Raw genomic sequence first — 6,663 nt, 5'->3', positions numbered from 1 at the left:
TTGCTCTTCAACGCCTCGGACAACTTTTCGCCACCGCCATAGCCGAAGACGTACTCTTTCTCCCCAGTCACTTTACTTTCGAAGTATGCCATGTTCTCGATGATTCCGAGCACTTTGTGGTTCGTCTTGATAGCCATCGCTCCAGCTCGTGCCGCGACGAAGGCAGCCGTCGCGTGCGGTGTCGTGACGATCAACTCTTGACATGCCGGAAGCATCGAATGGATATCGAGAGCGACATCACCCGTCCCTGGCGGCAAGTCGAGGAGCAAGTAGTCTAGGTCGCCCCACTCGACGTCGTTGAAGAAGTTATTGAGCATCTTCCCGAGCATTGGTCCACGCCAGATGACTGGTGCGTTATCCTCTACAAAGAAGCCCATCGAGATGACTTTCACACCGAACCGCTCGACCGGAATGATTTTTTCGCCGCGTACGACAGGCCGCTCTTCAATCCCGAGCATGTCCGGTACACTGAAGCCGTAAATGTCCGCATCAATCAATCCGACTTTCTTCCCAGCCCGTGCTAGCGCGACTGCCAAGTTGACCGACACCGTCGATTTCCCGACGCCACCTTTCCCTGACGCGATCGCGATGAACGTCGTGCCGGCATTCTCACGGAGAATGGCTGGCTTCGTCGCTTCTTTTAAACTCTCGTCATTGAGAGCCTCGAAACGGAGGCCGACCGTCTTGAAGCCTTTTCCTTTCAACAACGTGACGATTTCTTGTTGAAGCTGGAGTTGCTCGCCGCTCCCGGTTTGACCAAGTGCCACTTTTACACTGACATAATCTTCTTTAATGCGAATATCCTTCACGCCAGCTGTATCTCCAAGCGTACGGTTGATTGTTGGATCGATCAACCCCGCCAATTCTTCACGAACTTGTTCTACTGTAAGCATGTGGTTTCCCCCTAATTTCTGTCTCGCTAACAGTATATCAAAAAAAGCGTTTTCTTGAGGGAATGGAAATCAACAATTTCATGAGCAACAAAAAAACTCTCCGCCCCAATGGGCAGAGAGTTTGAACCAAATTGTTCGAAGATTAACGCTTCGAGAATTGTGGTGCGCGACGTGCAGCTTTAAGACCGTATTTTTTACGTTCTTTCATGCGAGCGTCACGAGTCAAGAAGCCTTTTTCTTTGAGGCTTGGACGGAATTCTGGGTCCGCTTGAAGAAGCGCACGCGATACGCCGTGGCGAATTGCTCCAGCTTGTCCAGTGAATCCACCACCATTAACGTTAACGATTACATCGTATTTACCTTCTGTTTCAGTCAATACGAGTGGTGATTTTGCCATCATGATCAAAGTCTCATGTCCGAAGTATTCTGAAATATCACGGCCATTTACAACAACTTTGCCGTCACCTGCAACGAGGTGAACGCGAGCCACCGAGTGTTTGCGGCGGCCTGTTCCGTAGTAACGTACATCTGCCATCGTTTAGTTCCTCCCTGTGTCCCGATTAACCGCGAAGTTCGTAAACTTCTGGTTTTTGTGCTGCGTGGTTGTGCTCAGCTCCAGCGTAAACGTGGAGTTTAGTGAATGATTGACGACCAAGTGATCCTTTTGGAAGCATCCCTTTGATTGCGAGTTCAAGCATACGCTCTGGACGTTTTGCGAGAAGCTCTTTTGCAGTTTGTGATTTCAAACCGCCTGGATGACCTGAATGACGGTAGTAAATCTTGTCGTTCATTTTGTTACCAGTCAAGTGGATTTTCTCAGCGTTGATGATGATGACGTGGTCTCCGCAATCAACGTTTGGTGTGAAAGTCGGCTTGTGCTTACCGCGAAGAAGTGATGCTACTTCACTAGTCAAACGACCAAGTGTTTTGCCTTCTGCGTCGATAAGGAGCCATTTGCGTTCTACTTCAGATGCTTTTGCCATGAATGTCGTGCGCATGTGGAATACCTCCTAAAATGTCTGTTTGCTTAATTTTTTTAGTGCTTGTTTGATGCTTTATCATAATCCTAGTTTACGGGGCTAAGATTGTGGTTCATCTCTCAATGTGAAAATGAAATGCCAATGAATATAATACGATTTTATAGGGGGAATGTCAATCTACTTTTTCATAATTCACATTCCACAAATAAAGACCTTGCGGTGGGGCTGTAATCCCAGCGCTGCGCCGGTCTTTTGAGGCGAGCATCCGGCTCACGTCCGACGGCTCATATTTCCCTCGCCCGACTTCGATTAACGTCCCTACCATGATCCGGACTTGGTTATAGAGAAACCCCGAGCCGACGAAACGGATGTACATCTCATCGCCCGCCTCGACGAGTTCCGCTTCATAGATTGTCCGAACACGGTCCTCGACTTCCGCCTTCGTCACCGAGAAGGAAGTGAAGTCGTGGGTGCCGACAAGCATGCGAAGCGCTTGCCTCATCCGCTCATAATCGAGCGGGTACGTGACCGTCACGGCATGGTGACGCCGGAACGGGTCGGCGTCACTTCGGAAGAAATAACGATATTCTTTTCGCTTCGCCCCGTAGCGTGCATGAAACGATAGATCGACCTCTTCGGCAGTCCGGACGAGAATATCATCGGGCAACATCGCGTTCAACGCTTTGACGAACCGATCGGCGGGCATCGCGAGGTGCGTATCAAAGTGTAGTACTTGTCCCCGAGCATGCACACGGGCGTCCGTACGGCCCGAAGCCACTACCTTGACCATCTGGCTATGCATGCGCGCCAAGACGGCCTCTACTTCAGCTTGAACCGTATTCCCGTTCGGTTGTACCTGGTAGCCGGCATAGTTCGTTCCATCATACGCAATCGTCAATTTAATTCGCTTCATCCTATCCCTCGCAATCCAATCAAGATGAGTGTCACAACGACAAAGATGAGGAGTAACGCCGTGTCACGACGATGCCACGTCATCTCACGCAAGCGCGTCCGTCCTTCACCCCCACGGTACCCGCGAGCCTCCATTGCCGTAGCGAGGTCCTCAGCACGCTTAAACGCCGACACGAACAATGGAATCATGAGCGGGACGACTGCCTTCAAGCGATCCTTGAGCGGCCCACTCTTCAAGTCGACGCCTCGCGCCTGCTGAGCTTTCATGATGCGATCCGTCTCATCGGCCAATGTCGGCAAGAATCGTAGCGAGATCGACAGCATGAGGGCGATCTCATGGGCCGGTACCCGGAACCGCTCTAACGGACGGAGCCCCGCCTCAATCGAATCGGTCAGTTCCATCGGCGTCGTCGTCAGCGTGACGAGTGTCGTCAGCATGACGAGATAGAAGAAACGGAGCGAGACGATCAAGCCCATGCGGACCCCTTCCGAATAAATCGCGAACGGTCCGAATGAAATCAACTCCGTCCCATCTCGATTAAAGAACAGTTGCAGCAACAGCGTAAAAATGATTAGGAATAAAATCATCTTCAAGCCATTCCACAAATACCGCCAGGACAGTTGCGACAGTCTCACGGCGAACAAGGTAAAACCGAGCAAGAACACGTTCGTCCATAAGTTATCCGCTAAAAAGACGATCGGAATGAACCCGAGGATGAACAACGTCTTGGCTCGCGCATCGAGTGTGTGGAGCCAGGAATGACCCGGGATGTACTGACCGATGATCATGTCGCTCTCCCCTTTCTCAATTCGAACGCAATCCAGTCCGCTAGCTCGTCTTCGGTCCGTAAAGTCGGTGTCGCGACACCGAACACAGGAGCGAGCTCACCCGCGAAACGGAGCACGTGCGGAATCTCGAGCTGGAGCGCCTCGACGAGCGCCTCGTCTTTGAACAGGTCGAACGGATCCCCGTCAAAGGCGACCTTGCCCCGTTCCATGACGACGACACGTTCTGCGTACGCCAACACGTCGTCCATATCGTGCGAGACGAGAATGAGCGTCAAATCGAGTTCTTGTTTTAATCGTTTGAAGAGCGCGAGCATCTCGCGACGGCCAAGCGGGTCAAGTCCAGCCGTCGGCTCATCCACGACGAGAACATCGGGACGGCTCGCGAGCACGCCGGCGATGGCGACACGGCGCATCTGTCCGCCGGAGAGATCGAACGGGGAACGGCCCCATAACGTTTCATCCAGGCCGACGAGACGCAACGCCGTATGAGCCCGTTCTTTTGCTTCGTCTTCAGACGCCCCGAAATTTCGTGGACCGAACATGACGTCGCGTTCGACCGTCTCTTCAAATAGTTGATGTTCCGGATATTGAAAGACGAGCCCAACGCGGCGCCGAAGCGGTAAGAGGCTTTGCTTTTTGTCGCGACGCTTCGTGATCGCGCGGACTTCGATGTCATCGACGACGACACGCCCTTTTGTCGGCCGTAGCAGGCCGTTCATATGTTGAACGAGCGTTGATTTGCCTGATCCAGTATGGCCAAGAAACGCAACAAGCGCCCCCGACGGAATCGTTACATTCACATCGCGCAGCGCGGTTCGTTCAAACGGAGTATTCAATTGATATTGGTAAGTCACTTCTTCAATGCTAATCGGCATAGATGGTTCACCAACTCCGAATGTTGTAGCATCAGACGATCGAGTGGTATGCCCCGTTCCTTCAGTTCGAGTTGCATCCGGACAATAAACGGCACATCGAGCTGGATAGCTCGTAACGCCTCCGGGTTTTGAAACACGTCTTCGGGTGTGCCGGTCATCGCAATCTTGCCTTTCGACAACGCAATGATACGGTCGGCAAACAACACTTCGTCGAGCTCGTGGGTAATGGCGACAACGGTCATCCCTTCTGAGACGAGCTGTTGTACCGTTTCAATCACCTCTTTGCGCCCAATCGGGTCGAGCATCGAGGTAGCTTCATCGAGCACGAGGACATGCGGGCGCATTGCGAGAGCCGAAGCAATCGCAACGCGCTGCTTTTGTCCACCGGATAACTGATGCGGTTCACGGTCCGCTAGTTCCGATAATCCAACGCGCGCTAGACTGTCATCAATTCGACGAACCATTTCTTGACGTGGAAGTCCCATGTTTTCGAGAGAAAATGCCACATCATCGCGCACGGTCGCCCCGACAAACTGGTTGTCGGGATTTTGGAAGACGACACCGATTCGTTTCCGAACGTCCCACACGTCTGTGGCGTCCGTTGGATCGAGTGTCTCTACCCGGACTTCTCCTTCCTGAGGAAGCAAAAGCCCATTCCACAACTTCGTCAAAGTCGACTTCCCAGAACCGTTATGGCCAACGATGGCGAGCCATTCCCCTTTGTATACGTCGAGTGACAACCCGTTTAAGGCTGGCTCGGTTTGTCCCGGGTAACGAAACACGATATCGCGTACCATAATTTGAGATTCCATCTGTCGACTCCTTTCCGATGTGGAAACAGGGCAATACGTCACCGCATGCCCTGTTGACTGCCTAATGAATTAGACGAGTTCGATGATTACGACTTCCGCACCGTCACCGCGGCGTGGGCCGACTTTCATGATGCGTGTGTATCCACCTTGACGTTCAGCGTAGCGTGGTGCCACGTCTTCGAACAATTTTTGGATTGCGTCTTTTTCTCCAGCGTTCTCTTTACGAACGAATGAAGCTACTTGACGACGGGCATGAAGATCGCCACGTTTCCCAAGAGTGATCAATTTTTCAACGACTGGGCGAAGTTCCTTCGCTTTTTGTTCAGTTGTTTGAATGCGCTCGTTGATAATAAGGTCAGTTGCAAGATCACGTAAAAGTGCCTTACGTTGTGAGCTTGTACGGCCAAGTTTCGAATAAGCCATTACATTTCCCTCCTTCGGTTGAACTTAGTCTTCTTTACGCAAGCCCAAACCGAGCTCGTCCAACTTGAGTTGAACTTCTTCGAGTGATTTACGTCCGAGGTTACGGACTTTCATCATCTCTTCCTCTGATTTGTTTGCGAGTTCTTGAACAGTGTTGATGCCAGCGCGCTTCAAGCAGTTGTACGAACGAACTGAGAGATCGAGTTCTTCAATCGTCATTTCGAGTACTTTTTCTTTTTGGTCTTCTTCTTTCTCGACCATAATTTCTGCATTGAGAGCCTCGTCAGTCAAACCAACAAAGATGTTCAAGTGTTCTGTCAAAATTTTCGCCCCGAGCGATACCGCTTCTTCCGGACGGATTGAACCATCTGTCCACACGTCTAATAGAAGCTTATCGAAGCTAGCATCTTGACCGACACGTGTTTTGTCTACTTCGTAGTTCACGCGTTGAATCGGTGTGTAGATCGAATCGATTGGAATAACGCCAATCGGCATATCATCACGTTTGTTATCTTCTGCCTGGACGTAACCACGACCACGGCGAGCAGTCAAACGCATGCGAAGCGTCGCGTTGTCAGCGAGAGTCGCGATGTGGAGCTCAGGATTCAAGATTTCAACGTCGCTATCATGGGTAATGTCTGCCGCAGTGACAGCACCGGCACTTGAAACGTTAATCTCAAGCGTTTTCTCTTCGTCCGAGTACACTTTGAGTGCTAACTTCTTGAGGTTAAGTACGATTTGCGTGACGTCTTCGACGACTCCGTCAATCGTAGAGAACTCATGAAGTACGCCATCGATTTGAACTGCTGTTACCGCTGCACCAGGGAGCGATGACAAAAGAATTCGACGTAGTGAGTTGCCGAGAGTAGTGCCATATCCACGTTCAAGCGGTTCCACCACGAATTTACCAAACGTAGCATCCTCGCTGATTTCGACCGTTTCGATCTTTGGTTTTTCAATCTCGATCATCTGAACCCCT

The 6,663-nt window shown here is 51.3% G+C and carries 9 protein-coding genes (1 of these 9 cut by a window edge); all 9 read right to left on the bottom strand.

What is annotated here, in order from left to right:
* A protein-coding gene (locus NMQ00_RS00820; protein WP_021066632.1) for an Mrp/NBP35 family ATP-binding protein crosses the window boundary here: on the bottom strand, positions 1–893 show its 5' portion. Its footprint begins 139 nt before the window's first position; only the first 893 of its 1,032 coding nucleotides appear in the window; the start codon lies at positions 891–893; the stop codon falls past the left edge of the window.
* 142 nt (positions 894–1,035) lie between these two features.
* Entirely contained in the window at positions 1,036–1,428 is a 393-nt protein-coding gene (rpsI, locus tag NMQ00_RS00815; protein ID WP_021066631.1) for a 30S ribosomal protein S9, read from the bottom strand.
* A gap of 25 nt (positions 1,429–1,453) precedes the next feature.
* Positions 1,454–1,891 (bottom strand): 50S ribosomal protein L13, encoded by a 438-nt coding sequence (rplM, locus tag NMQ00_RS00810; RefSeq protein ID WP_034781675.1) that lies wholly within the window; start codon positions 1,889–1,891, stop codon positions 1,454–1,456.
* A gap of 154 nt (positions 1,892–2,045) precedes the next feature.
* Positions 2,046–2,786 (bottom strand): tRNA pseudouridine(38-40) synthase TruA, encoded by a 741-nt coding sequence (gene truA, locus NMQ00_RS00805; RefSeq protein WP_255177513.1) that lies wholly within the window; start codon positions 2,784–2,786, stop codon positions 2,046–2,048.
* On the bottom strand, positions 2,783–3,574 hold the full coding sequence (locus NMQ00_RS00800; protein WP_255177512.1) for an energy-coupling factor transporter transmembrane component T family protein: 792 nt from the start codon (positions 3,572–3,574) through the stop codon (positions 2,783–2,785). The genes truA and NMQ00_RS00800 overlap by 4 nt, the downstream gene beginning before the upstream one ends.
* A complete protein-coding gene (locus tag NMQ00_RS00795) occupies positions 3,571–4,449 on the bottom strand; it encodes an energy-coupling factor transporter ATPase (protein ID WP_255177511.1) in 879 nt (292 codons plus the stop codon). Before NMQ00_RS00795 ends, NMQ00_RS00800 begins: the two co-directional genes overlap by 4 nt.
* On the bottom strand, positions 4,425–5,261 hold the full coding sequence (locus NMQ00_RS00790) for an energy-coupling factor transporter ATPase (protein ID WP_021066626.1): 837 nt from the start codon (positions 5,259–5,261) through the stop codon (positions 4,425–4,427). Before NMQ00_RS00790 ends, NMQ00_RS00795 begins: the two co-directional genes overlap by 25 nt.
* A gap of 69 nt (positions 5,262–5,330) precedes the next feature.
* Positions 5,331–5,684, bottom strand: coding sequence for a 50S ribosomal protein L17 (gene rplQ, locus NMQ00_RS00785; protein WP_012727650.1), 354 nt, complete (start codon positions 5,682–5,684; stop codon positions 5,331–5,333).
* Positions 5,685–5,708: 24 nt separating this feature from the next.
* Positions 5,709–6,653 carry a DNA-directed RNA polymerase subunit alpha gene (locus NMQ00_RS00780; protein WP_021066625.1) on the bottom strand — a complete coding sequence of 315 codons (945 nt, stop codon included), beginning with the start codon at positions 6,651–6,653 and terminating at the stop codon, positions 5,709–5,711.
* Positions 6,654–6,663 lie beyond the last annotated feature (10 nt).

The sequence above is a fragment of the Exiguobacterium aurantiacum genome, from assembly GCF_024362205.1.
GTDB lineage: Bacteria > Bacillota > Bacilli > Exiguobacteriales > Exiguobacteriaceae > Exiguobacterium > Exiguobacterium aurantiacum_B.
This window is presented reverse-complemented; position numbering and strand designations above follow the sequence as displayed.

Bases quoted from the DNA above. Each gene is read 5' to 3' on its own strand.
- NMQ00_RS00780 (WP_021066625.1), bottom strand. From the start codon at position 6,653: ATGATCGAGATTGAAAAACCAAAGATCGAAACGGTCGAAATCAGCGAG.
- NMQ00_RS00795 (WP_255177511.1), bottom strand. From the start codon at position 4,449: ATGCCGATTAGCATTGAAGAAGTGACTTACCAATATCAATTGAATACT.
- rplQ (WP_012727650.1), bottom strand. From the start codon at position 5,684: ATGGCTTATTCGAAACTTGGCCGTACAAGCTCACAACGTAAGGCACTT.
- truA (WP_255177513.1), bottom strand. From the start codon at position 2,786: ATGAAGCGAATTAAATTGACGATTGCGTATGATGGAACGAACTATGCC.
- rpsI (WP_021066631.1), bottom strand. From the start codon at position 1,428: ATGGCAGATGTACGTTACTACGGAACAGGCCGCCGCAAACACTCGGTG.
- NMQ00_RS00790 (WP_021066626.1), bottom strand. From the start codon at position 5,261: ATGGAATCTCAAATTATGGTACGCGATATCGTGTTTCGTTACCCGGGA.
- rplM (WP_034781675.1), bottom strand. From the start codon at position 1,891: ATGCGCACGACATTCATGGCAAAAGCATCTGAAGTAGAACGCAAATGG.
- NMQ00_RS00800 (WP_255177512.1), bottom strand. From the start codon at position 3,574: ATGATCATCGGTCAGTACATCCCGGGTCATTCCTGGCTCCACACACTC.